This window comes from Bradyrhizobium sp. P2_E8 (genome assembly GCF_056403875.1).
In genome coordinates this window covers 1-1,675 of record NZ_JBFUES010001325.1, presented here as the reverse complement: position 1 = coordinate 1,675, position 1,675 = coordinate 1, and the positions used below count along the sequence as shown (strand labels likewise).

The 1,675-nt window shown below is 65.4% G+C and carries 3 protein-coding genes; 2 read left to right on the top strand and 1 reads right to left on the bottom strand.

Features of this window, described 5'->3' with window-relative positions; all coding sequences use genetic code 11:
• A partial coding sequence (locus tag AC1D00_RS40085) for a TetR/AcrR family transcriptional regulator (RefSeq protein WP_477014500.1) occupies window positions 1-590 on the bottom strand: 590 nt, incomplete at its 3' end.
• A gap of 103 nt (window positions 591-693) precedes the next feature.
• Between AC1D00_RS40085 and AC1D00_RS40080 the strand changes: the two genes are divergently transcribed.
• Both AC1D00_RS40080 and AC1D00_RS40075 read left to right on the top strand, forming a co-directional pair.
• Window positions 694-1,389: a PspA/IM30 family protein gene (locus AC1D00_RS40080; protein WP_135175429.1), complete on the top strand. Its 696-nt coding sequence runs from the start codon at window positions 694-696 to the stop codon at window positions 1,387-1,389.
• A gap of 40 nt (window positions 1,390-1,429) precedes the next feature.
• Window positions 1,430-1,675, top strand: a 246-nt coding sequence (locus tag AC1D00_RS40075; protein WP_477014499.1) for a YiaA/YiaB family inner membrane protein, incomplete at its 3' end; no start/stop codon positions are given.

Genomic DNA, 1,675 nt, shown 5'->3' with positions numbered 1-1,675 from the left:
AGCCCGTCCAGCATCGCGCCCACGAGGCCCGCGATCTCGTTCCGCAGCGCCGGAAGCGGAACGGCGACCAGCTTCTGCTCCAGCCCCAGCGCCACCATGCCATGCACCGCCGAGAACAGGCTGCGCGCGGTGATGCCGAGTTCCTCGGGGCTGCGCTTGGGAAGCAGCAGCGCCAGCGGATGATAGATGTGGCGGAACAGCTGCATCTGGTCGTTGATGGACCAGTCGGGGAGGATCTTGTCGGCGGCCATGCGGTGCTCGAACAGCGCGCGCCAGAGTTCGAGGTTTTCGGCGGCGAAGCCGCAATAGGCAATGGCGATGCGGACCAGCGTCTCATGTGGCGAAGGATCACCCGCGCTTTCCGCTGCGCTGAGCGCCTCATCGAGGCGATGCAGCGTGCGCGAGCCGACCCGCAGGACGAGTTCGTCCACATCAGCGACGAGATTGTAGACCGCACCATTGGCGCAGCCGATCTCGCGGGCCAAATCGCGGGTTTTCAGACCCGCCAACCCCCGCTCAGCGATAATCCGCTCGGCCGCCTGGATCAGGTCGGTCCGAAGTTTCGCTCGACGTTCCAAGGCCTTAGTCATTTGGCGTCAAATTCTTGAGCGATGCTCATTTTTTTATTGAACGATGTTCAATATTCCTGCTACAAAGCATGTGTGAGCAACGCTCATAAACAGGGAGCTGCAGATGTTCAAGACCGTCGTGACACTTTTCCGCGGCAGCGTGGCCGCCGCGGGCGAGGAGCTGGAGGACCGGACGGCCCTTCTGATCCTCGATCAGCAGATGCGCGATGCGGCCGCCGCCGTCGAGCGCAGCAAGCGGACGCTGGCGCTGGCGATCGCACAGGACCAGCAGGAGGGCCGCAAGCTCGAGGCGACCGTCGCCCGCATCGCCGATCTCGAGACCCGCGCGGTCGCGGCGCTCGACGGCGGCCGCGAGGATCTCGCCAGGGACGCCGCCGAGGCCATCGCGGGGCTCGAAGCCGATCGCGACGCGGCGATGACGGCACGCGCCTTGTTCGCGACCGAGATCATCAGGCTGAGGCGCCACGTCGCGAGCGCGCAGACCCGCATCACCGAGCTCGATCGCGGCCGTCGCCTCGCCCGTGCCTCGGAAGCGGTGCGCTCGCTTCGCCGCAGCGGCATCGAGGCCGCACGTCCTTACGAATCCACGCTGCCGGAAGCGGAGAGCACCTTGAGGCGCCTGCGCGAGCGGCAGATCGAGGCCCAGGCCGCCGATGATGCGCTGGTCGAGCTCGATGCGGCGAGCGGACCGCTCGCCACCGCCGAGAAACTCGCCGAGCAGGGCTTTGGCCCCCGGCTCAAGACGACCGCGGACGACGTGCTGGCGCGGTTGAAGTCCAAGCGCACGCCGACTGCCTGAACTCAGATCCCATCATCATTCGAACCAACAGGAGACGACCATGAACCAGAACGGCCAGCCCCACAGCAACGCCTGGGTGACCTTCACTTACGTGTCCTTCGCGGCCTCCGCGTTCCTCATCGCCATCGGGATCTTCTTCCTGCCGATCGACCTTTGGATGAAGGGCTATCTCACCATGGGCATCGTGATGCTGATCCAGACCTGCATCACACTGACCAAGACGGTGCGCGACAATCACGAGAGCGGCCGGCTGATGAACCGCATCGAGGATGCCAAGGCCGAGCTC